The organism is Azospirillum largimobile, assembly GCF_977007025.2.
In genome coordinates, this window is record NZ_CDRMUA020000003.1 from 24,664 (window position 1) to 43,741 (window position 19,078).

22 protein-coding genes are annotated in these 19,078 nt (G+C 69.3%); 12 read left to right on the forward strand and 10 right to left on the reverse strand.

Features of this window, described 5'->3' with window-relative positions; genetic code table 11:
* Nucleotides 1-66: 66 nt before the first annotated feature.
* On the forward strand, nt 67-1,686 hold the full coding sequence (locus ACWPKK_RS17735) for an AMP-binding protein (RefSeq protein ID WP_452006761.1): 1,620 nt from the start codon (nt 67-69) through the stop codon (nt 1,684-1,686).
* A gap of 79 nt (nt 1,687-1,765) precedes the next feature.
* On the opposite strand, the gene ACWPKK_RS17740 is transcribed toward ACWPKK_RS17735, so the two are convergent.
* Nucleotides 1,766-2,407 (reverse strand): TetR/AcrR family transcriptional regulator, encoded by a 642-nt coding sequence (locus tag ACWPKK_RS17740; protein WP_452006764.1) that lies wholly within the window; start codon nt 2,405-2,407, stop codon nt 1,766-1,768.
* A 244-nt stretch (nt 2,408-2,651) separates the two neighbouring features.
* Between ACWPKK_RS17740 and ACWPKK_RS17745 the strand changes: the two genes are divergently transcribed.
* From ACWPKK_RS17745 to ACWPKK_RS17775, 7 genes are all read left to right on the forward strand, one after another.
* A complete protein-coding gene (locus ACWPKK_RS17745) occupies nt 2,652-3,134 on the forward strand; it encodes a MaoC family dehydratase (RefSeq protein WP_452006766.1) in 483 nt (160 codons plus the stop codon).
* Nucleotides 3,131-4,099 carry an SDR family NAD(P)-dependent oxidoreductase gene (locus tag ACWPKK_RS17750; protein ID WP_452006769.1) on the forward strand — a complete coding sequence of 323 codons (969 nt, stop codon included), beginning with the start codon at nt 3,131-3,133 and terminating at the stop codon, nt 4,097-4,099. Before ACWPKK_RS17745 ends, ACWPKK_RS17750 begins: the two co-directional genes overlap by 4 nt.
* Nucleotides 4,096-5,298 (forward strand): acetyl-CoA C-acyltransferase, encoded by a 1,203-nt coding sequence (locus tag ACWPKK_RS17755; protein WP_452006771.1) that lies wholly within the window; start codon nt 4,096-4,098, stop codon nt 5,296-5,298. Before ACWPKK_RS17750 ends, ACWPKK_RS17755 begins: the two co-directional genes overlap by 4 nt.
* A 37-nt stretch (nt 5,299-5,335) precedes the next feature.
* The gene (locus ACWPKK_RS17760; protein ID WP_452006774.1) at nt 5,336-5,782 is read left to right on the forward strand and encodes an acyl-CoA thioesterase; all 447 of its coding nucleotides are present in this window, start codon (nt 5,336-5,338) and stop codon (nt 5,780-5,782) included.
* Between the two features lie 26 nt (nt 5,783-5,808).
* Nucleotides 5,809-6,963: an iron-containing alcohol dehydrogenase gene (locus ACWPKK_RS17765; RefSeq protein ID WP_452006777.1), complete on the forward strand. Its 1,155-nt coding sequence runs from the start codon at nt 5,809-5,811 to the stop codon at nt 6,961-6,963.
* Between the two features lie 239 nt (nt 6,964-7,202).
* Nucleotides 7,203-7,724 carry a DUF2249 domain-containing protein gene (locus tag ACWPKK_RS17770; protein WP_452006779.1) on the forward strand — a complete coding sequence of 174 codons (522 nt, stop codon included), beginning with the start codon at nt 7,203-7,205 and terminating at the stop codon, nt 7,722-7,724.
* Nucleotides 7,725-7,839: 115 nt separating this feature from the next.
* Nucleotides 7,840-8,742, forward strand: a complete 903-nt coding sequence (locus tag ACWPKK_RS17775) for an SDR family oxidoreductase (RefSeq protein WP_452006782.1) — start codon at nt 7,840-7,842, stop codon at nt 8,740-8,742.
* 34 nt (nt 8,743-8,776) lie between these two features.
* Here the strand turns inward: ACWPKK_RS17775 and ACWPKK_RS17780 are convergent, their stop codons facing one another.
* The 3 genes from ACWPKK_RS17780 to ACWPKK_RS17790 all read right to left on the reverse strand — a co-directional run bounded on the left by ACWPKK_RS17780 (nt 8,777) and on the right by ACWPKK_RS17790 (nt 10,635).
* A complete protein-coding gene (locus tag ACWPKK_RS17780; RefSeq protein ID WP_452006785.1) occupies nt 8,777-8,929 on the reverse strand; it encodes a hypothetical protein in 153 nt (50 codons plus the stop codon).
* Between the two features lie 90 nt (nt 8,930-9,019).
* Nucleotides 9,020-9,706: a DUF6064 family protein gene (locus ACWPKK_RS17785; RefSeq protein ID WP_452006788.1), complete on the reverse strand. Its 687-nt coding sequence runs from the start codon at nt 9,704-9,706 to the stop codon at nt 9,020-9,022.
* Nucleotides 9,706-10,635, reverse strand: coding sequence for an aldo/keto reductase (locus tag ACWPKK_RS17790; protein WP_452006791.1), 930 nt, complete (start codon nt 10,633-10,635; stop codon nt 9,706-9,708). Before ACWPKK_RS17790 ends, ACWPKK_RS17785 begins: the two co-directional genes overlap by 1 nt.
* Nucleotides 10,636-10,828: 193 nt before the next feature.
* Here ACWPKK_RS17790 and ACWPKK_RS17795 point away from each other — a divergent pair, with 193 nt between their 5' ends.
* The 4 genes from ACWPKK_RS17795 (at nt 10,829) to ubiV (ending at nt 14,013) form a co-directional block, all read left to right on the forward strand.
* Nucleotides 10,829-11,275, forward strand: coding sequence for a hemerythrin domain-containing protein (locus ACWPKK_RS17795; protein ID WP_452006793.1), 447 nt, complete (start codon nt 10,829-10,831; stop codon nt 11,273-11,275).
* Nucleotides 11,276-11,398: 123 nt separating this feature from the next.
* Nucleotides 11,399-12,082, forward strand: coding sequence for a ubiquinone anaerobic biosynthesis accessory factor UbiT (ubiT, locus tag ACWPKK_RS17800; protein ID WP_452006795.1), 684 nt, complete (start codon nt 11,399-11,401; stop codon nt 12,080-12,082).
* A 5-nt stretch (nt 12,083-12,087) separates the two neighbouring features.
* Nucleotides 12,088-13,074 (forward strand): ubiquinone anaerobic biosynthesis protein UbiU, encoded by a 987-nt coding sequence (gene ubiU, locus ACWPKK_RS17805; RefSeq protein WP_452006798.1) that lies wholly within the window; start codon nt 12,088-12,090, stop codon nt 13,072-13,074.
* Between the two features lie 27 nt (nt 13,075-13,101).
* The gene (ubiV, locus tag ACWPKK_RS17810) at nt 13,102-14,013 is read left to right on the forward strand and encodes a ubiquinone anaerobic biosynthesis protein UbiV (RefSeq protein ID WP_452006800.1); all 912 of its coding nucleotides are present in this window, start codon (nt 13,102-13,104) and stop codon (nt 14,011-14,013) included.
* 146 nt (nt 14,014-14,159) lie between these two features.
* Here ubiV and ACWPKK_RS17815 read toward each other — a convergent pair whose 3' ends face one another.
* Genes ACWPKK_RS17815 through ACWPKK_RS17840 form a run of 6 tightly spaced genes read right to left on the reverse strand, consistent with a single transcriptional unit; the run spans nt 14,160 to nt 18,996 of the window.
* Nucleotides 14,160-14,324 carry a twin-arginine translocase TatA/TatE family subunit gene (locus ACWPKK_RS17815; RefSeq protein WP_452006803.1) on the reverse strand — a complete coding sequence of 55 codons (165 nt, stop codon included), beginning with the start codon at nt 14,322-14,324 and terminating at the stop codon, nt 14,160-14,162.
* A gap of 17 nt (nt 14,325-14,341) precedes the next feature.
* Complete coding sequence (locus tag ACWPKK_RS17820) at nt 14,342-15,340, reverse strand: FAD:protein FMN transferase (RefSeq protein WP_452006806.1); 999 nt, start codon at nt 15,338-15,340, stop codon at nt 14,342-14,344.
* Nucleotides 15,340-15,882 carry a nitrous oxide reductase accessory protein NosL gene (locus tag ACWPKK_RS17825; RefSeq protein ID WP_452006808.1) on the reverse strand — a complete coding sequence of 181 codons (543 nt, stop codon included), beginning with the start codon at nt 15,880-15,882 and terminating at the stop codon, nt 15,340-15,342. Before ACWPKK_RS17825 ends, ACWPKK_RS17820 begins: the two co-directional genes overlap by 1 nt.
* On the reverse strand, nt 15,882-16,706 hold the full coding sequence (locus ACWPKK_RS17830; RefSeq protein WP_452006810.1) for an ABC transporter permease: 825 nt from the start codon (nt 16,704-16,706) through the stop codon (nt 15,882-15,884). Before ACWPKK_RS17830 ends, ACWPKK_RS17825 begins: the two co-directional genes overlap by 1 nt.
* On the reverse strand, nt 16,703-17,641 hold the full coding sequence (locus ACWPKK_RS17835) for an ABC transporter ATP-binding protein (RefSeq protein ID WP_452006813.1): 939 nt from the start codon (nt 17,639-17,641) through the stop codon (nt 16,703-16,705). Before ACWPKK_RS17835 ends, ACWPKK_RS17830 begins: the two co-directional genes overlap by 4 nt.
* A complete protein-coding gene (locus ACWPKK_RS17840) occupies nt 17,638-18,996 on the reverse strand; it encodes a nitrous oxide reductase family maturation protein NosD (RefSeq protein WP_452006816.1) in 1,359 nt (452 codons plus the stop codon). The genes ACWPKK_RS17835 and ACWPKK_RS17840 overlap by 4 nt, the downstream gene beginning before the upstream one ends.
* Nucleotides 18,997-19,078 lie beyond the last annotated feature (82 nt).

The window sequence follows — 19,078 nt, forward strand, 5'->3', positions numbered from 1 at the left end:
CTGCCGGGCGGTGGGCGGCCCAACGGCCGGATGTCGTGGTTGGACGAACAGGGAGGATTTTCGGCGATGCACGGAGATGATCGGGGGCGGATCCCCACGGCGGACGAGTGCGTCTTGCGCAATCTTCTGGAAAGACAGGCCGAGCGGCAGCCCGACGCGGTGTTCGTCGCTTTCTGGCGGGGTGAGACCTGGACCTACAGGAAGACGCTGGAGCGTGTCCGCCGCCGCGCCGCGGCCCTGCGCGCACAAGGCGTGCGCCAGGGCGACCATGTGCTGTGCTGGATGGGGAACGGGCCTGATTTGCTGACCTCGTGGTTCGCCATCAATTACCTCGGGGCGGTCTATGTGCCGCTCAACACGGCGAGCCGGGGACGCCCGCTGGAGCACATGCTGGACAACGCCGGCGCCGCAGTCCTCATCGCCCACACCGCGTTGGTCGGCCGCCTGGCGGAGATCGATCGTGGGTCACTGTCTACGGTCCTGACCGTCGGCGCGGCGGACTTGGACCCGCCCGAGTTGCCTGGCGTCACCATCGCGCCGCTGGTCGATGCGCCCGCCGACGCCGATTTCGACCTGGAGCTCGAGCGGCCGATCCAGCCCTGGGATCCGCACGCGATCATGTATTCATCGGGTACGACCGGGGCGGCCAAGGGGGTCGTGACGTCCTACGTGCAGATTTACACCATGGGGCCGGACGCCTTCGACAGCATCACGGCGGACGACCGCTGCATGATCTGCGGGCCGATCTTCCATTGCGGCAGCACGCTCTACGTCTATTGCATGCTGGGCAAGGGCGGTTCCATGGCGATGGTTCCGGAGTTCCGCACGTCGGAGTTCTGGGATTCGATCCGCGACACCGGCAGCACGGTCGTCCTGCTTCTCGGCGTCATGGCGAGCTTCCTGCTGAAGGCGCCGCCAGGGGCGGACGACCGCGACCATACTCTCAGGAAGGTTTTCATCGTCCCCTTCGGCGACGACGCACCGCGCTTCGGCGCGCGCTTCGGCGTCGAACTCCACACCGTCTACAACATGACCGAGATCGCCAGCCCCCTGACGGCAGGGCCGGATGGGATGGTGCCGGGCCTGTGCGGCCGCGCGCGGCCCTGCTTCGAGTTGCGCGTGGTCGACGGCAACGACGCGGAGCTGCCACCGGGCACGGTCGGCGAGCTGATCATCCGCTCCCATCGTCCATGGGCACTCGGCTCTGGCTATTACCGGAACCCGCAGGCGACGCTGGCGGCCATGCGCAACGGCTGGTTCCACACCGGCGACGCCTTCCGCATGGAGGCGGACGGCCGCTTCTTCTTCGTCGACCGCCTGAAGGACGTGATCCGCCGCCGCGGCGAAAACATCTCCTCCTTCGAACTGGAGGCGGAAATCTGCGCCCACCCGGCGGTGCGCGAGGCGGTGACGGTCGCGGTGCCCAGTTCGGTCGGCGAGGACGAGGTGCTGGCGGTCGTCGCCCCGGTTCCGGGCGCGTCAGTCGATCCGGCGGAACTGGTCGGCTTCCTGGCGGCGCGGGTTGCGCACTACATGGTGCCGCGCTACGTCCGGGTGGTGGAGGAGTTGCCGAAGACCGCCAGCGGCAAGCTCCAGAAGCACACGCTGCGCGCCGAGGGGCTGACGGAGGAGTGCTGGGATCGCGAGGCGGCGGGCATCCGCTTCAAGCGGGAAACCCTCGCCTGACGGGCCTTGCGGCCTCAGCCCGCGGCATCAAGGACACCGAAGCCCTCGTTCCGATGCGGGATCGGGGGCTTCTCCATTTTCATTCCGGCGCGTTCAGCCCCTGCATGATCGAATCGACGATCTTGTCGGCCAGGATCTCGCGGTCGTCGCGGGTCTCCGCCGGGCGGGGACGGTACCAGATTGACAGCCAGTTGATGGCGCCCAGCGCCACCTTGACCGCCACCGACACGTCGCTGGTGCGGATCGAACCGTCCTCGACGCCTTCGTAGGCGACCCGCTTGAACAGGCTTTCGAAGTCGTTGCGCACGGTCATCAGCTCGGCCAGCGTGCGGCGCTGCTCGGGCGTCGTGGCGCCGAAGCGGTGCATCTCCACGCCCTGAACCACCACCGCCTCCAGGGCGAGATTCTCCATCATCGAAAGGGCGTGCTGGCGGAACATGGCGCTGAGGCGCCGCGCCGCCGGGTCCGGCCCCTTCATCACCGGGGTGACGGCTTCGAAGTTGCGCCGCATCCCCTCGCGGTGGACGTCGAAGAACAACTCCGTCTTCGAACGATAATAATGATAGATGCGGCCTTTCGTGGCGCCCAGACGCCGGGCCACATCGTCGATGCTCGTCGCATGGTATCCCTGCTCCATGAAGCATTCGGCGGCGGCGATCAGGATGTCGATGTTCCCGGTCTTGTCTATGCGGGGCGACAGCGGGTTCTTTTCACTGCTCATAATCCAGTTCCAGCTCAATATGTTCGTCGACGACCAACCCGTTTCGCCCGCACCGACCCGCCGCGACGGCGCGGCGTCGGTCGGTTCGGCGAAGCTAGGACCAATCCATGCCCCAGGCAACATTTCTGCCTGGACAGGACCGGAACGCTCACATACTACTTGGTATGTTTTTTGTGCGTGGCGCAAGCAAACTTTGCGGCGACCGCATCCGATAAACGGCCAAACGGACACGGGAAGACCCCCAATGATCGAACCTGTTTCCCCTGGGGACCTGGAAGGGCGTATCGGCGGCGAGATCGGCGCGTCGCGTTGGTTCACGATCCCCCAGGAGCGCATCGACGCCTTTGCCGACGTCATCGACGACCACCAGTTCATCCATGTCGATCCAGAGCGGGCAAGCCGCGACACCCCCTTCGGCGGCACCATCGCGCACGGCTTCCTGTCGCTGTCGCTGCTGACCGCGATGGGGGCGGGCGTGCTGCCGGTGATTGCCGGGGAAGCGATGGTCATCAATTACGGCTTCGACCGGGTCCGCTTCCTGGCGCCGGTCAGGGCCGGCGCGCGGGTCCGCGCGTGCTTCGTGCTGAGCGAGGCGACCCGCCGGTCTGATCGGGAACTGGTCGCACGTTATGCGGTGACGGTGGAGATCGAAGGCGGCGGCAAGCCGGCGCTGGCGGCCGACTGGATCATCCTGACGCTCTTGAAAGAACAGGTGGACGTGGCATGAGCATTCAATCGAACGACTTGGGGCCTGACGGCATCCGCTTCGACGGGCGCGTCGCGATCGTCACCGGCGCGGGGAACGGCCTGGGACGCGGCTATGCGCTGGAACTGGCGGCACGCGGCGCCAGGGTGGTGGTCAACGACCTGGGCGGCGGGCGTGACGGCCGCGGCGCTTCGGGTGCCGCCGAAACCGTGGTTGCGGAGATCCGCGACCGCGGCGGCGTGGCCATCGCCGACGGCGCAAACGTCACCGACCCGGCGCAGGTCGCCGCCATGGTCGAGCGCACCCTCGGCCTCTGGGGCCGCATCGATGTGCTGATCAACAACGCCGGCATCCTGCGCGACAAGAGCTTCGCCAAGATGGATCTGGAGGATTTCCGCTCGGTCGTCGACGTGCATCTGATGGGGGCGGCCAACGTCACCCACGCGGTCTGGCCGACCATGCGGGCACAAGGTTACGGCCGCATCCTGATGACGACCTCGACCTCGGGCGTCTACGGCAATTTTGGCCAATCGAACTACGGCGCCGCGAAGGCCGGTCTGGTCGGGCTGATGAACGTCCTGCATCTGGAAGGCGTGCGCAACGGCATCCACGTCAACGCGGTCGCCCCGACGGCGGCGACCCGCATGACGTCCGACATCCTCGACGAGACGGCCTTGGCCCGGCTGAACCCCGATTTCGTCACCCCGGCAGCGCTGTTCCTGGTGTCGGAGCAGGCGCCGAGCCGCACGGTGATCCTGGCCGGCGCCGGCACCTATGCCCGGCTCGCCATCGTCGAATCGGACGGTGTCTTCCTGCCCGAGGGCGAGCGCACGCCGGAAGCCGTGGCCGCCCGCTTCGCCGAGATCGCGTCGCTCGACCGCCAGCACGAGATCGACGCCGGCCTGAGCCACGTCGACCGCATCCTGAAGCGCGCGGCGGAGGCCGCCGGTCCGAACGCCGACCGCAGCCAAGGAGGAGACCGGTGAGAGAAGCCGTCATCGTATCGACCGCCCGCACCCCGATCGGCAAGGCCTACCGGGGCGCCTTCAACGATACCCAGGCGCAGGCCCTGGGCGGGCACGCCATCGCCCATGCCGTCGCCCGCGCCGGGATCGACCCCGCCGAGATCGACGACGTGGTGATGGGGGCGGCGCTGCAGCAGGGCGCCACCCACATGAACATGGCCCGGCAATGCGCGCTGCGCGCCGGCTTGCCGACCTCGGTGGCGGCGCAGTCGGTGGACCGGCAATGCGCCTCGGGCCTGATGGCAATCGCCATCGCCGCCAAGCAGATCGTCGCCGACGGCATGACCGTGGCGGTCGGCGGCGGACTGGAATCGCTGTCGCTGGTGCAGACCGAGCACTTGAACGTCGACCGCTGGCGCGATCCCTGGCTGGTCGAGCACCGCCCCGACGTCTACATGGCGATGATCGAGACGGCGGAGATCGTGTCGGCGCGCTACGGCGTGCCGCGCGAGGCGCAGGACGCCTACGCCGCCTGCTCCCAGGCCCGCACCGCCGAGGCGCAGGACGCCGGGCGCTTCGACGCGGAGATCGTGCCGGTCACCACCACCATGACCCGCCTCGACAAGGCGACCGGCGAGACCACCCGCCACCCGGTGACGCTGGACCGCGACGAGAGCAACCGGCCGGAAACCACGCTGGCCGGGCTGTCGGCGCTGAAGCCGGTGTTCCGCGACGGCCAGCAAATCCGGGAAGGGCGTTTCGTCACCGCCGGCAACGCCTCGCAACTGTCGGACGGCGCGTCGGCCAGCGTGCTGATGGAGGCGGCGGAGGCCGAACGGCGGGGCCTGCATCCGCTCGGCATCTACCGGGGCATTGCCGTTGCCGGCTGCGACCCGAACGAGATGGGGATCGGGCCGGTCTTTGCCGTGCCGAAGCTGCTGAAGCAGCACGGACTGACCGTCGACGATATCGGGCTGTGGGAGTTGAACGAGGCCTTCGCGGCACAGGTGATCCACTGCCGCGACCGGATCGGCATCCCCGACGAGCGGCTGAACGTCAACGGCGGGGCCATCGCCGTCGGCCATCCCTACGGCATGTCGGGCGCCCGTCTGGTCGCCCACGCCCTGATCGAAGGCAAGCGCCGGGGTGTGCGCCATGTCGTCGTCACCATGTGTGTCGGTGGCGGCATGGGCGCCGCCGGCCTGTTCGAAGTCGCCTGAGTCTCCAATATCGAATCCGCTCCAGGGAGGAACACCGATGGACCGCAAGCACGACACCCGCGCCGCCTACCCCCATTTCCAGACCATCCCGACGCGGTGGATGGACAACGACGCCTACGGCCATGTCAACAATGTGGTCTATTACAGCTACTTCGATACGGTGGTGAACCAGTACCTGATCGAGAACGGTGCGCTCGACATCGAAACCAGCCCGGTGATCGGGCTGGTGGTGGATACCGGCTCCAGCTATTACGCGCCGGTCAGCTTCCCCGACCGGGTCGAGGCCGGGCTGCGCGTGGCGCGGCTGGGCACCAGCAGCGTCCGCTACGAGGTCGGGCTGTTCCGCAACGATGATCCGACTCCGGCGGCCTGCGGCCATTTCGTGCATGTCTACGTCGATCGCGAGACGCGCCGCCCGGCGGCGCTGCCGGAGAAGCTTCGCGCCGTGCTCGAACGGCTGGTCGCGCCTGCCGAAACCGCCTGACGCCCCTTTCCGGTGAGGACCGAGACATGATGGACTCCGTGTTCGAAACCACCCCGAAGCTGGTGTGCGAGGCGGGGGCGGCGACCCGGCTGGGCGAGATGGCAAAGGGGCTGGGGATCCGCCGCGCGCTGATCGTCACCGACGCCGGTCTGGTCGCAGCCGGGCTGCTGGAGCCGGTCCAGGCCGGTTTCAGGGCCGCCGGGACGGTCTGCACCCTGTTCTCCGACGTCGTGGCCGACCCGCCCGAGCAGTCGGTCGCGCTGGCGGTGCAGGCGGCGCGGGACTCTGGGGCCGACGGCGTGATCGGGGTCGGCGGCGGCAGTTCGCTGGACACGGCGAAACTGGTCGCCTTGCTGACCGGTACGCCGCAGGAACTGCCGGACATCTACGGCATCGGTCTCGCCAAGGGGCCGCGCCTGCCGCTGATCCAGGTGCCGACCACCGCCGGCACCGGGTCGGAGGTGACGCCGATCGCCATCGTGACCACGCCCACCAGCGAGAAGAAGGGGGTGGTCTCCAGCCTGCTTTATCCCGATCTGGCGGTGTTGGACGCTCATCTGACGCTGGGGCTTCCGCCGCGCGTCACGGCGATGACCGGCATCGATGCGATGGTCCACGCCATCGAAGCCTACACCACCCGCCACAAGAAAAACCCGCTGTCCGACAGCCTCGCCCTGCGGGCGCTGAGCCTATTGGGCGGCAACATCCGCACCGTCATCGCCGACGGACGCGACGTCGCCGCGCGCGCGGCCATGCTCCAGGGCTCGCTGCTCGCCGGCATCGCCTTCGCCAACGCACCGGTCGGGGCCGTCCACGCCCTGGCCTACCCGTTGGGCGGCCATTTCCATGTGCCGCACGGGCTGAGCAACGCACTCATGCTCGGACCGGTGTTGGAGTTCAACCGGCCGGCCGCCGAGACGCTCTATGCCGAACTCGCCCCGGCGATCCTGCCCGGCAGATCCTTCGCCACGCCGGCCAAGGCGACGGACGCCTTCCTCGGCGCCATGCGCGATCTGGTCGCCGCCATGCCGATGGAGCAGCGGTTGGAGCAGGTCGGCGTGCGGCGCGATGATCTGCCGATGCTGGCTGCCGATGCCATGAAGGTGCAGAGGCTTTTGATCAACAATCCGCGCGAGGTTTCCTATGAAGATGCCTTGGCCCTATACCGCCAAGCGTACTGACGGCAGGGTTCTGTTGCAAAATTTGCCGGCAGGCGGCTTCAGGTGCCTTCGCTCGGACTTTGCGGCACCGCAACTTGTCGACGACCGTGCCTTCGCAAAGGCGATGGGCGGCTGACGCCCCTACCCTCTCCGGCGCCAACCCTCTCCGGCGTTTGTGCTGGAGCAAAGAAGGCATCGGCGATCCGGGTTACAGCGGTGCATGGCGATCCTGCCGCTCCCCCACAGCCAGACGGACGACGATGCCGACCACAACCCTCCATGGTACCCAGGCCACGCGGGCCGAACCGGTCCTCGACCTCCGCGCCATCCCGCCCTACCAGCGCCACCAGCTGATCTTCCAGTCGGTGCAGGATCTGACCCCCGGCGATGGCTTCTCGCTGGTCAACGACCATGACCCGCGCCCGCTGCACCACCAGCTCCTCAGCCTGTTCGGCGCCGGCTTCTCCTGGGAATACCTGCAGCAGGGGCCTGAGGTCTGGCAGGTCCGCATCGCCCGTCCCGAAGGGGCGGCGGCGACCAGCCTGCGCGTGCGCATCGACCGCAACGGCGACGTGGCGGTCGCGGCGGACGACGCGCGACTGGGTCCGGACGGCAGCGGCGCGTCTGTCTGTGAAGTGACGGACTGCCCGCCCGGCACGCTGACGGCCGACGTGCTGTCGCTGCTGCAGGGCGTGATCCCGCCGGCCGGCGTGGTCAGCATCGCCTACGAGCGGCTGTTGGCGCGGCGCAACGGTTCCTGCTGCGGCGGGATGTGCGGCTGAGGACAGGGGGGCGGGGCGGCCATCCCCGGTTTCGGAATGGCTGCCGCCCGCCCCGGCCGGCAACCAATCCGCCCCTGCCCGGTTCTGTGTGTGACGCCCGACCAAGGAGACGCACATGGACCGGAGTGACGACACCGCATCGCCGCAGGACCCGCGGTACAAGTATCCCCAGCCGCCGTTCAAGGGCCAGTCGCAGCCCTGGCCGGGCCTGGCCCGCGACATGGACCCGCCGCCCGACCATGGCGAGACCAGCTACAAGGGCTCCGGCCGGCTGGCCGGGCGAAAGGCGCTGATCACCGGCGGCGATTCCGGAATGGGACGCGCCGCCGCCATCGCCTATGCCCGCGAAGGCGCCGACGTCGCCATCAACTATTTCCCGACCGAGGAGCCGGACGCCCGCGAGGTCGTGTCGCTGATCGAGGCGGCGGGCCGCAAGGCCGTCGCCATCCCCGGCGATCTGCGCGACGAGGCGTTCTGCCGGCAGATGGTGGCGGATGCGGTCGCCGGGCTCGGCGGCCTCGACATCCTGGTGTGCAACGCCGCGCGGCAGCAGGCCTGCCCATCCATCCTCGACCTGACCAGCGAGGAGTTCGACGCGACGATGAAGACCAACATCTACGCGCCGTTCTGGACCATCAAGGCGGCGCTGCCGCATCTGAAGCCCGGCTCGGTCATCATCGGCACCACCTCGGAGCAATCCTACGACCCGACACCGGAGCTGTACCACTATGCCCAGACCAAGGCGGCGACGATGAACTACGTCAAGTCGCTGGCCAAGCAGTTCGCGTCCAAGGGCATCCGCGTCAACGGCGTGGCCCCCGGCCCGATCTGGACCCCGCTGCAGGTCAGCGGCGGCGCCACCCAGGAGAAGCTGAAGCAGTTCGGCGGCCAGACCCCGCTGGGCCGTCCCGGCCAGCCGGCCGAGCTTGCCGGCATCTATGTCCAGCTCGCGGCGGAGGACGGCAGCTACACCACCGGCCACATCTATGGTGCCGCCGGCGGCAGCGGCCAGCCGTAGGCGCATGGCGACCGCTTCGGCCACTGTCCTGCCGCTAACCCATGACGTCCTCACCGAGCTTTCCGTCGTTGCATCGGCTGGTCCTTGTCCCCGCCAAATCCGAAGGCAGGTCGATGCAGAGATCGAAGCCGAACAGCAGCCCGATGCTGAGGATCGATAGGGCGATGGCGATGAACAGGACACTCATGGGATCGCTCCGTCCGGAGGCTGTTTGCGGCGTCGGAGCGATCCTGGGCGCATTCCCGCTCCAGCGCTGTGAGCGGCCCCACAATTGGCTTCAATCCGAATCCTGACGGCGTGCGACGGGCAGGACGGCGAGTGCCGCCCCTGCCCCCGCCGCCGCCAGCAGGACCCAGCTCTCCGCCGCTCCCATGCCGTACAGGGTCAGCCAGCCGGCAAGGCACCAGAGCAATGGGATGACGAGCAGCAGCCACGACCAGCGCCCGGCCGCCATCAGGACAAGCCCGACGGTCGCGATGGCGGTCGGGTCCGGCATGATGCCGAAGACCTCCGCTCCCCGTATCGACCGCCCCATCAGCGACGCCGTCAGCGGGTGGAGGACAAGAGCATAGAGGAACAGCCCCAACCCCACAGATCCGGGCCCCACCATTCCACGCACCGACCGGTCGAACGACCAGCGCAACCGCCCCCCGACCGACGCAAGCAGCACGGCCTGAAGCGCGAACAGCGGCGCCATGTAGACTGCCGCCCAATTGATGGTGGCGTAACGCTCCCACAGGAAACTCCAGGCGACCCAGCCCCACAGGACCGCCAGACTCCCCGCGATCAGCCGGTGCGACCAGGGCCGGGGCCGGAGCAGGAACCACAGAATCGCGATGCCGAGCAGCAGCGCCAACACCTGCGCCGGCCACAGCGCCTCGTTGTGGCGTTCGATCAGCCGCCAGTAGGCGCGGGGGCTGAACAGCAGGAAATCCTCGGCGGAGTAGGTCCACCACTCCGGCATCAGAGCGCCCTCACATGCTCGGCCATGCGCCTCCTCATCGCGGCGTCGGGCATCGGTCCGCTCATCGCGGCCATGTTCTCGCGCACATGCGCGACCTGGCTGGTCGCCGGTATGGCAACCGTGACGGCGGGGTGGGAGATGATGAATTTCAGGACGACCTGCGCCCAGCTGGACGCGCCGATGTCGCCGGCCCAGGCGGGCAGCGGCTGGCCGGACAGCCGGCGGAGCAGGACGCCCTGCTGGAACGGGCGGTTGACGATGACGCCGATGCCGCGGTCCGCCGCCAGCGGCAGGATGCGGTCCTCCACCTCGCGGTCGACGATGTTGTAGGTCAGCTGCACGAAGTCGAGCGGCTGGCTGGCCATGATCGTCTCCAGCAGGTCGTGGCGCCGGCCCTCCGACGTCGTGATGCCGACATAACGGAGCCGGCCCGCCGCCTTCATCGCGAACAGCGTCTTCAGATGCTCTTCCCAGGACAGCAGGTTGTGCACCTGCAGCAGGTCGAAGCGCGGCACGCCCCACAGGCTGCGCGATTCTTCGATCTGCGACGGCCCGCGGCTGCCGGAGGAGATCCAGACCTTGTCGGCGGAGAACAGGCCCTTCGGCTGCCCCAGCTTCCGCAGGCCGTAACCGACCACCTGCTGGGCGGAGCCGTACATGGGGGAGGAATCGATCATCCCGCCCCCGGCCCGGAAGAAGGCATCCATGACGGCCGCGCATTCGTCGCGCAACTCGTCGTCGTCGCCGACATTGAAGGTGATCCAGGTGCCGAGCCCCACGGGGGGAATCGCCTCGCCCGTGGAGGGAATGCGCCGTGCCGCCGGTGCGCCGGCCTGCGGATAGGCCTGGGCCCCGGCGAATGCCGGCTGCATCGCCATGGCTATCGCGGCCAGAGCACCCTGCAGGATCGCTCGTCGTGTCGCTGTCATGCTCACTCCCTCCTGCGCCCGTATCGTAAGCCTGTCGGCGGCCTGGACAGTTAGGTAGTGCGGGAGGGCCGCCACCGCGTTACCCCGATCTTTCGGGGAACTGCTTGCTGTGGCGCAACGATGCCGGCCGGGTGGGCCGGCATACTGCCTTCAACGCTGCCCATGAAGGGCGGCACCGGTTGGAGACAGCATCATGACCAGCGTCACCGTCAGCACCGCGCTCTACCGCGACCACCATGCCGGCGTCGGCCAGCTGGTCGGCCGCATCGAATCGCTGCTCGCCTCGAAGTCCGTGGAGTCGGACACGGCGGCGCTCATCGCCACGGTGCGGGAGCTGTTCGGCATCTTCGCCGTCCACCTGTCGCTGGAGGACAGCGCGCTCTACCCCCGCCTGCTCGCCCACCCGGATGCGAAACTGCGCAGCACGGCGGCGCGCTTCCAGGCGGAAATGGGCGGCCTGCGGGCGCGGTTCGACCTCTACCGCACGCGTTGGCCCGGCCCGGTGGCGGTCGCCAAGGACCCCGCCGCCTTCGTCCGCGAGACGCGCGAGGTGGTGGTTGCGCTGAAACATCGCATCGGCCGCGAGGACCGCGAACTGTACGACCTGATCGACCGCGCGGGGCTGGCCGGCGCCGCCTGAGCCCGGCTTTTCAAGCTTAAACTTGACCGAGGTCAATGACGGCGGGCGATTAGCGGATTTGATGGGCGGCGGAATGACCGATAAGGAGGGACTCCGCCCATGCGAGAGCCCATTCGAGAGCCCATGCGCGATCCTGCCGTCGCACCGACCGCGATTGACGACGACCGGGCCCGACGTTTCGAAGCCAGCCTGAGCCGTGCGGGGCTCGGGCTCGTCCCGCGGCTGGGGGAGAGGGTCAGCGATGCGCTGCTGGCCCGCCTTCTGCGCGTGCTCGCGGAGCGCCACCCGCGCGCCTTCGACGCACTGCGCGAGATGCAGGACGCCCGCGTGCTGATCGAGCCGGTGGATGCCCCGGTTGCACTGATGATGCGCGTCGGGCCGGAGCTGTCCCTGCATGCACTGCCCCGTGGGGCGATTGGGGCCGGTGGGGCTGCGGCCGACGCGGTCATCCGCGGCCCCTATGCCCGGCTGCTCGACCTGCTGGAAGGGCGCATCGACGGCGACGCCCTGTTCTTCCGCCGCGAACTGACCATTTCCGGCGACACCGCCCTGATCCTGGCCCTGCGCAACACGCTGGACGGCGAGGACGAGATGGATTTGATCGCCGATGCAGCGTCCATCGCCGGACCGCTGGCCCGCGCCCTGCCGGTGCTGCGCCGGAATGCCGGGCCGGTGCTGGACCGCGTCGAAGCGGCGCGCCGGTTGCTGCCCCCGCCGCTGCGGCGCGGGATCGAGCGGATCGGCGCGAGGATCGAGGCACGCCTGACGGGGACGGTTCCGGGCACAAATCCGGGGACGGGGGCGTGAGGATCATGGACAATTTCGAACTGATCTGCCCGGCCGGCACCCCGGCCGCCCTGCGCGCCGCCGTCGATGCCGGGGCCGACGCGGTCTATCTCGGCTTCCGGGACGAGACCAACGCCCGCAACTTTCCGGGACTGAACTTCACCCGGCAGGATGTGGCCGACGCGGTGGACTATGCCCACGCCCGCAAGGTGGAGGTCTATGTCGCCATCAACACCTACCCGCAGGCCGGCAATCTCGGTCCCTGGCAGAAGGCGGTGGACGACGCGGCGCGGCTGAAGGTGGATGCGGTCATCCTGGCCGATCCGGGCCTGCTGGCCTATGCCGCCAAGCGCCATCCCGATCTGCGCCTGCACCTGTCGGTCCAGGCGTCGGCCGCCAATGTGGAGGCGATCCGGCTCTACCGCGATGCCTTCGGCGTGCGCCGGGTGGTGCTGCCGCGCGTGCTGACGGTGCCGGAGATCGCCAAGCTGAACGCCGAGGTCGACGTCGAGACCGAGGTGTTCGTCTTCGGCGGCCTCTGCCCGATGGCGGAGGGGCGCTGTTCGCTGTCCTCCTACGCCACCGGCCTGTCGCCCAACAAGCAGGGCGTCTGCTCCCCGGCCAGCCATGTCCGGTACGAGCAACGCGGCGGCGCGCTGGCCTCCACGCTGGGCGGCTTCACCATCAACGTGTTCGGCGAGGGCGAGCAGGCGGGCTATCCGACGCTGTGCAAGGGCCGCTTCGTCGCCGGCGGCGCGCCGGCCTACCTGTTCGAGGAGCCGACCAGCCTGAACGCCATGGATCTGCTGCCCGAGTTGAAGGCGGCCGGCGTCCATGCGCTGAAGATCGAGGGGCGGCAGCGCGGCAAGGCCTATATCGGCGCCGTCGTCCGCGCCTATCGCGAGGCTCTGGACAGCTTCGCCGCCGGCCGGCCGGTGCCGCACATCGACCTGCAGGCGATGGTCGAGGGCGGAACCCAGACCACCGGCGCCTACACCCGCGCCTGGCGCTGAGCACCGGGCGGTAAGGAGCTTTATCGAATGACTGCGTCACTCACTCTGGGGCCGGTGCTGTTCAACTGGCCGGTCGACCGCTGGCGCGACTTCTACGCCCGCATCGCCGACGAGGCGCCGGTGGACACGGTGATCGTCGGCGAGATCGTCTGCTTCAAGCGGGCGCCTTTCTTCGCCGAGGCGATGGGCGAGGTGATCGAACGCCTGAGCTCAGCCGGAAAGACGGCCTGGCTCGCCAGCCCGATCCTGGTCGGCAGCGAGCGTGAACGGTCGGCGATGCGCGAGTTGGTGGCAGCGGATGCCGGGCTCGCGGACGGTGGGCTGGTCGAGGCCAATGACATGGGCGCGCTGGCCCTGCTGGCCGGGCGTCCGCACGCAATCGGGCCGACGATCAACGTCTACAACGAGGCGACGCTGGCCTGGATGGCGGAGCGTGGAGCCGTGTCGGTGTCGCTGCCGGCCGAACTGCCGGCGGCGACCGTTGCGGCGCTGGCGAAGGCCGGGCGGGAACTGGGCGTCGCGGTGGAGGTGCAGGCCTGGGGCCGGGCGCCGCTCGCCATCTCGGCCCGCTGCTATCACGCGCGCGCCCATGGACTGCACAAGGACGGCTGCCAGTTCGTCTGCGGCAACGACCCGGACGGCATGCCGGTGACGACGATGGACGGCCAGCCCTTCCTGACCGTCAACGGGACGCAGACGATGTCGCACGGGTGTTTGTGCCTGGCGGCGGAGCTGCCGGCACTGGTGGAGATGGGTGTTTCGCGCTTCCGCCTGTCGCCGCAGGCGATGGACATGGTGCGCGTCGCCGAGGCGTTCCGCGCGGTGCTGGACGGGCGGCGCGATGGAGCCGAAGTGGCGGCGGAACTGGGCGGGCTGATCGACGCGCCGCTGGTGAACGGCTTCTACCACGACACCGCGGGGGCGTTGCGGGTGGCTTGAGGGGGTGGGGAGGTTAGACCCCCACCTAGCCTCCCCCGCTGGGCGGGGGAGGGACTGCCGCCGCTCCGCCGGCTAAGCACCTGCCCCCTCCCCCGCCCAGCGGGGGAGGGTTGGGGTGGGGGCATCGTCAGCCGACGCCTCCCCCATCACGCGATCGGCTTGCGCTCCTCTTCCTCGTCCTTCAGGCCGGACTTGAAGCTCTTGATGCCTTTGGCGAAGTCGCCCATCACGCTCGGCAGCTTGCCGGCGCCGAACAGCAGCAGGACGACCAGCAGAACGACGGCCCAGTGGAACAGGCTGAAACTACCCATGACGATGATCCGATCTCTCAAGCAGGCAGCCGCAGGATGCGGCCGTCGGGGTGGGTGAAGCGGGCGGCGACGCCGGGATGGGCTGCCAGGATGGCCGGCACCCGATCCTCCGGCACCACCGAAAGCGCGGTCGACAGGGCATCGGCCGTCGTGGCGTCCGGTGCCTGTACCGTAACCGCCTGCCAGTGGGCGGCGCAAGCGCCGCTCGCGGGGTCGAACAGGTGGGTGAAGCGGCCGGCCGCGTCGAAGCGGGTGCCGTAGCCGCCGGTGGTTGCCAGTGCGCCGTCCGCAAGCTCAAGCGTTTCGACCGTGCGGTCGGGGTCTGCCGGATCGGCCAGCCCGACGGTCCAGGGGCGGCCGGTGGGATGGTGGCCGAGCGCCCGCAGTTCCCCCATGTCGACCAGCACGCGGTCCATCCCCTCGGCCTTCAGCCGTTCCGTCACCCGATCGGTGATGTAGCCCTGGGCGATGCCGTTCAGCGTCACCGCCATGCCCTTGGCACCGAAGGCGATGCGGTCGGGCTCCACTCGCAGCGCCCGGACATCGACCAGCGACCGCGCGGCGCGGACGGCCCCTGCCGGCGGGCCGGCTGGATCGGCGCCGGGCCGGGCGAAATGACCGGCGTAGAGCTGCCACAGCGGCTGCACCGTAGGGTCGAAGGCGCCGCCTGTGCTGCGGCCGAAAGCGGCGGCCAGGGCCAGAAGGCGGACGAGGTCGGTCGGCGGCGCTTCCAGCAGGCCGTCGCGGTTGAGGCGGCGCAGGGCGGAGTCGGCGCGGTAGAGGCTGAAAACGCGTTCCAGCCGGGAAACCTCCTCCAGGCTCAGCGCGATCAGGCGATCGGCCTCGGCGGGATCGGGATGGGCGATGGTCAGGCTGGCGTCCGCCCCCAGCGCCACACCGCGCCAGACCCGGACGGGCACGCCCTCGGCATGCAGAAGCCGGTGCGGCAGCAGCGACAGGCCGGCCGCGGTTGCGCCAACGGTAAGAAAGCGGCGTCTGGTGAGCGCGGCGGCCATCAGTGGCCTCCCTCGGCGACGGGGCCGGCCGGCGGGGTGAGGATCTGGTCCTCATGCACCTCGGCGAAGCGCTGCACCGTGCCGCCATTGGCGGCGGCGAAGGCGCGGGCCGCGGATTCCTCGGCGAAGGGATAGGGTTCCGTATCGCCCATGCCGCCGCGAAGCTTGCTGCCCAGCACATACCAGGCCTTGCGCGCCTCGACCCAGACGGTCAGGTCGGGGGCGGTGGGGTCCTTGGCCTTGCCGACGTCGGTGACGTAGATGGCGCTGATTTCCTTCGGTTCCTCCGGCAGCATGGTGAAGGCGAAGGTGTCGCGCACGGAGGACAGCCAGATCGGCCGCTGCTGCCCCTTCACCAGGATCTGGCCCTTGGGACCGGGGTGGTCGGCGAGGTTCATGCCGCAGTAATGGCCGATGGCGTCGGCGGTCAGCGTCACGGGCAGCGGCGGGGCGACTTCCGCCTTATCCTGCTTGCAGGCGGTGAGCGGCAGCAGCAGGACGGCGGCGAAAAGGGCGGTCCGCAGGAGTGGGGAGGTGCGCATCAGATCTGCTTCCTCGAAAAGAGGGCAGCGGCCAGCGCCAGCGGGGCGGCGATCCAGCCGGCCATCACGGCCAGCAGCAGCGGGACCGACAGCTGGACATGGGCGGCGAGGCCGGCGGTGCCGGCGAAGGTGCTGACGCCCTTGAAGCCGGTCAGGTTGAACAGGCGGTAGGCGTCGGCCGGGTTGGCGAGCAGCAGCCAGTTCAGCGCCTCCACCCCGATGCCGCTGCCGCCGACCAGCAGGCCGAGCAGGGCCATGTCGTAGAGCAGGACGAAGCCGAGCCAGACCGCCACGGCGATGCCGGCCGCCGTGCCGCGGTCGCGCACGATGGTGGAGGCGAGATAGCCGAGCGCGGTGAAGGCGGCGCCCAGCATCACGCTGGATCCGATCATCGCGGCGAAGGCACGCCAGCTCTCCGTGCCGATGGGGGCGTCCCCCATCGCTATCGCCACCCCGGCGGCGCCGTAGCCGACCACGGTGGCCAGCGCGATCACCGCGGCATGACCCAGGAACTTGCCGAGCAGCAATTGCCAGCGCGCCACCGGATAGGACAGCAGCAGGGTCATGGTGCCGCGGTCGATCTCGCCCACCACCGCGTCGAAGGACAGCAGCAATGCGATCAGCGGCAGCAGGAAGATGGTCAGGCTGGACAGGCTGACGATGGTGATCTCCACCGGGCCGACGCCGACCGTGCCGGTGGGGGCGGAGCCCAGGAAGCTCAGCGTCAGGGCCAGCGCCGCCATCAACAGGGTGGTGGCGACGACCCAGCGGTTGCGGGTCGCCTCGCGCAGTTCCTTGCCGGCGATGATGAGTAGCGTGTTCATTCCGCAGCCTCCCGGCGCAGGAAGTGGGCGTACATCTCGTCCAGGCTCGGCTGGACGATCTCGATATCCTCGATGGCGACATTGGCGGCCGAACCGTCGCAGGCGATGCGGCGCACCAGATCGATCTTGTCGTCGTTGGCGCAGGCCAGTTCGACCACGCCGCCGGCCAGACGGGTCAGGGCGGCACCCTGCCCCACCCGGCTCGCCAGGGCGTCGATGTCGTCGCCGGGCAGGGTCAGGCGGATGCGGACCGGCAGTTGGGCGAGGCTGCGCAGGGTGGCGAGCGAACCGTCGGCGACCTTGCGGCCCCGGCTCATCACCACCACGCGGTCGGCCTGCCCCTCCAGCTCGGTCAGGGCGTGGCTGCACAGCAGGACGGTGGTGCCGCTGTCGCGCAGTTCCGCCACGATGGCGTAGAAGCTCTGGCGCAACGCCGGGTCGAGGCCGGTGGTGGGCTCGTCCAGGAACAGCAGCTTCGGCCCGCCGAGCAGGGCCTGGGCGAGCGCCAGGCGCTGGCGCATTCCCTTGGAATAGGTGGAGACGCGGCGCTTGATGGCGGCGGGCTCCAGTCCGACCTTTTCGAACAGCGCGTCGTTGTCGCGGCGCGAAGCGCCCTTCAGCCGGGCGTAGAAATCCAACGTCTCGCGCCCGGTCATGTTGGGATGGAAGGCGACGTTTTCCGGCAGGAAGCCGATCTGGCGGCGGATGGGGGAACAGGCGGCGCTGGCCGGATCGCCGCCCAGCACGCGGATGCTGCCCTCCGTCGGGGTGGTCAGGCCGAGCATCAGCTTGATGAGAGAGCTTTTGCCGGCGCCGTTGTGGCCGACCATCGCCACGCATTCGCCGGGCGCCAGCGTCAGGTCCACGCCGCGCACCGCCTCGGTCTCGCCATAGCGCTTGGTGACGCCCCGCACCTCTGCGGTGAAGTCGGTCATGGCTGGTTCCTTTCGGCAGATTGGACGGGAGCGGACATGGCGGGAGGCGCCATCAGGGGCGCGCTGTCGATCACGCCGCCGGGATGCAGGGCCGGGAACTGCTTCTGAGCCCAGCGGATCACCTGGACGCCGGGGCTGTTCATCAGCAGCTTGGCCGCCGGATAGGCCCACATGACGCGGTCGACCACGTCGTTGGGGCGGTAGGGCTCGTCGGAGATGCCGTCGCCGTTCAGGTCGAAGGCGGCATTGTCGGACCAGTAGTTGCCCCGCCCCTTCTCCGACCAGTCGAGGTAGCGGGTGCCGACATACTTCACCTGGGTGCGGTTGCCGATGAAGGCGTTGCCGGTCATGCTGTTGCGCTCGGATCCCGCGGTGAAATGGACGCCGATCTCGCAGCCCTCGAACCGGTTGCCGGCGAAGCGGTTCTTGTTGGCGTTGTAGATGAAGACGCATTTCCAGGTGCCGCTGCGCAGCCGGCCGTCCATCGCCTCGCTGTCATGGGGAATGTCGTTGTCGGCCAGCGCCTCGCCGCTGTCGGACACCGCACCGGCGAAGCGGCCGGCGACGCTGTTGTTCGTGAACTGCGCGCTGTTGGCGGCGTTCAGCAGGAAGCCGTGCTCCCGGTCGGCGACCGATCGGTTGTCCTTCACCACCAGATTGTTGGAATACATGATGGCGTAGCCGACGCTGCTGCCGATCGAGACGTTGCCCGACACCTCGGAGTCGTTGGTGTACATGTAGTGGACGGCGAAGCGGACCCGTTCGAAGCGGTTGCCGGCGAACAGGTTCTTGCGCGAGGTGGTGGTGAAGACGCCGTCCCGGGCATCGCGCACGCTGTTGTCGAGCACGCGGGTGCCGGGCGCGTTCCAGATCTGGATGCCGTTGCCGCGTTCCGACACGCGCAGGTCGGTGCGGCCGGTGACGTCGTTGCGGCGGACGAGGCTGTCGTCGGCGCCCCAGACATAGATGCCGATCAGCGTGTCGCGCAGCCGGTTGTCCTCGACCACCGCCCGCTTGGCGGTCTTGCTCAGGAAGATGCCGGAATGCTGGTCGAACAGGCTGGTGCCGGTGTTGCGCACCTCCAGCCCGCGCAGCGTGACGTCGGGGGCGGTGACGGTGACGACGCTGCCCTGCCCTTCCCCGTCCAGCACGGCGCCGGGCTCGCCCTCCAGGGTCAGCGGCTTGTCGACCTTCACCGGGCCGATGTGCCGGCCGGCGGCGAGGCGCAGCGTGTCGCCGGGGCTTGCAGCGGCGATGGCGGCGGTCAGCCCGCCCGGAGCCACCGGGATGGTGGCCGCCAGCGCGGGGGAGCCGAGCAGAACCGTGCCGAGGATGGTCGCCGTGCGGAGGAGCATGGAGGGATCCGTTTCGGATGCCCTTCTCCCCTTGCGGGAGAAGGGTTGGGATGAGGGGTGCGGCTGGCCGAGGCCAGTGGAA

Excerpts from the sequence above, each read along its gene's own strand:
- ACWPKK_RS17735 (WP_452006761.1), top strand. The coding sequence starts at position 67 with ATGCACGGAGATGATCGGGGGCGGATCCCCACGGCGGACGAGTGCGTC.
- ACWPKK_RS17740 (WP_452006764.1), bottom strand. The coding sequence starts at position 2,407 with ATGAGCAGTGAAAAGAACCCGCTGTCGCCCCGCATAGACAAGACCGGG.
- ACWPKK_RS17745 (WP_452006766.1), top strand. The coding sequence starts at position 2,652 with ATGATCGAACCTGTTTCCCCTGGGGACCTGGAAGGGCGTATCGGCGGC.
- ACWPKK_RS17750 (WP_452006769.1), top strand. The coding sequence starts at position 3,131 with ATGAGCATTCAATCGAACGACTTGGGGCCTGACGGCATCCGCTTCGAC.
- ACWPKK_RS17760 (WP_452006774.1), top strand. The coding sequence starts at position 5,336 with ATGGACCGCAAGCACGACACCCGCGCCGCCTACCCCCATTTCCAGACC.
- ACWPKK_RS17765 (WP_452006777.1), top strand. The coding sequence starts at position 5,809 with ATGATGGACTCCGTGTTCGAAACCACCCCGAAGCTGGTGTGCGAGGCG.
- ACWPKK_RS17770 (WP_452006779.1), top strand. The coding sequence starts at position 7,203 with ATGCCGACCACAACCCTCCATGGTACCCAGGCCACGCGGGCCGAACCG.
- ACWPKK_RS17775 (WP_452006782.1), top strand. The coding sequence starts at position 7,840 with ATGGACCGGAGTGACGACACCGCATCGCCGCAGGACCCGCGGTACAAG.
- ACWPKK_RS17780 (WP_452006785.1), bottom strand. The coding sequence starts at position 8,929 with ATGAGTGTCCTGTTCATCGCCATCGCCCTATCGATCCTCAGCATCGGG.
- ACWPKK_RS17785 (WP_452006788.1), bottom strand. The coding sequence starts at position 9,706 with ATGCCGGAGTGGTGGACCTACTCCGCCGAGGATTTCCTGCTGTTCAGC.
- ACWPKK_RS17790 (WP_452006791.1), bottom strand. The coding sequence starts at position 10,635 with ATGACAGCGACACGACGAGCGATCCTGCAGGGTGCTCTGGCCGCGATA.
- ACWPKK_RS17795 (WP_452006793.1), top strand. The coding sequence starts at position 10,829 with ATGACCAGCGTCACCGTCAGCACCGCGCTCTACCGCGACCACCATGCC.
- ubiT (WP_452006795.1), top strand. The coding sequence starts at position 11,399 with ATGCGCGATCCTGCCGTCGCACCGACCGCGATTGACGACGACCGGGCC.
- ubiU (WP_452006798.1), top strand. The coding sequence starts at position 12,088 with ATGGACAATTTCGAACTGATCTGCCCGGCCGGCACCCCGGCCGCCCTG.
- ubiV (WP_452006800.1), top strand. The coding sequence starts at position 13,102 with ATGACTGCGTCACTCACTCTGGGGCCGGTGCTGTTCAACTGGCCGGTC.
- ACWPKK_RS17815 (WP_452006803.1), bottom strand. The coding sequence starts at position 14,324 with ATGGGTAGTTTCAGCCTGTTCCACTGGGCCGTCGTTCTGCTGGTCGTC.
- ACWPKK_RS17820 (WP_452006806.1), bottom strand. The coding sequence starts at position 15,340 with ATGGCCGCCGCGCTCACCAGACGCCGCTTTCTTACCGTTGGCGCAACC.
- ACWPKK_RS17825 (WP_452006808.1), bottom strand. The coding sequence starts at position 15,882 with ATGCGCACCTCCCCACTCCTGCGGACCGCCCTTTTCGCCGCCGTCCTG.
- ACWPKK_RS17830 (WP_452006810.1), bottom strand. The coding sequence starts at position 16,706 with ATGAACACGCTACTCATCATCGCCGGCAAGGAACTGCGCGAGGCGACC.
- ACWPKK_RS17835 (WP_452006813.1), bottom strand. The coding sequence starts at position 17,641 with ATGACCGACTTCACCGCAGAGGTGCGGGGCGTCACCAAGCGCTATGGC.
- ACWPKK_RS17840 (WP_452006816.1), bottom strand. The coding sequence starts at position 18,996 with ATGCTCCTCCGCACGGCGACCATCCTCGGCACGGTTCTGCTCGGCTCC.